General features: G+C 73.3%; 1 protein-coding gene and 1 pseudogene. Both read left to right on the forward strand.

Annotation, left to right across the window (positions count from 1 at the left end):
* Nucleotides 1-730, forward strand: a 730-nt coding sequence (locus tag SJH88_RS19180) for an ammonium transporter (protein WP_420921767.1), incomplete at its 5' end; no start/stop codon positions are given.
* A 35-nt stretch (nt 731-765) separates the two neighbouring features.
* Nucleotides 766-962 (forward strand): annotated as a pseudogene (locus SJH88_RS19185) (hypothetical protein); the annotation flags it as partial.

A 962-nucleotide genomic window follows, 5' to 3' on the forward strand; every position in this document is an offset into this window, starting at 1 on the left:
CGATGGCGCGCTGGACTTCGCCGGCGGCGCCGTGGTGCACGTGAACGCCGGCGCGGCAGGCCTGGCCTGCGCCTGCTACCTGGGCAAGCGCACGGGCTATGGGCGCGAGGCCTTCCAGCCCTACAACCTGGGCTGGACCATGCTGGGTGCTTGCCTGCTGTGGGTGGGCTGGTTCGGCTTCAACGGCGGCTCGGCCCTGGCGGCCGATGGGCGCGCGGCCCTGGCCATGGTGGTCACGCACCTGGCGGCCGCGGGTGGCGCCCTGGGCTGGGCGCTGGGCGAATGGCTGCTGCACCGCCGCATGTCGGTGCTGGGCCTGTGTTCGGGCCTGGTGGCCGGGCTGGTGGCCGTGACCCCGGCGGCGGGCTTTGTGGACATGGGCGCAGGCCTGCTGATCGGCGCCATCGCCGGGCTGGTCTGCTACTGGGGGGCCACGGGTTTCAAGCGCTGGCTGGGGGCTGATGACTCGCTCGATGTATTCGGCGTGCACGGCATCGGCGGCATCGTCGGTTCGCTGCTGACCGGGGTGCTGGTCAGCGGCACGATTTCCGGGGCCAGCGGCAACCTGCTGGCGCAGTCCGTGGCGGTGGTCGCGGTGGCCGCGTTCAGCTTTGCCGCCACCTGCGTGCTGATGTGGCTGACCGACCGCCTGGTGGGGGTGCGCGTGGATGCCCAGGCCGAGCAGCAGGGCCTGGACATCAGCGAGCACCGCGAACACGTGGGCGCCTGACCCACCCGGCGGCCTGGGCCGCCCGCACAAGGAGGATGCCGATGGCGAACACCGAACGCATGGCCGCAGCCGCTCACCTGCACGTGGCGCTGCGGCGCAAGGCGGGCCGCGTGACCGATACCGACTGGATGGCGCTCAACGACGAGTACGCCCGCGAGATCGTGCGCGGTCGGCGCGGCCGCGCTGCGGAGGACGGCGATGCCGCCCTGGCCGGGCTGGCCGACCGGCTGGC

The sequence above is a fragment of the Comamonas sp. GCA5 genome (genome assembly GCF_036541385.1).
Classification (GTDB): Bacteria; Pseudomonadota; Gammaproteobacteria; order Burkholderiales; family Burkholderiaceae_C; genus Comamonas; species Comamonas aquatica.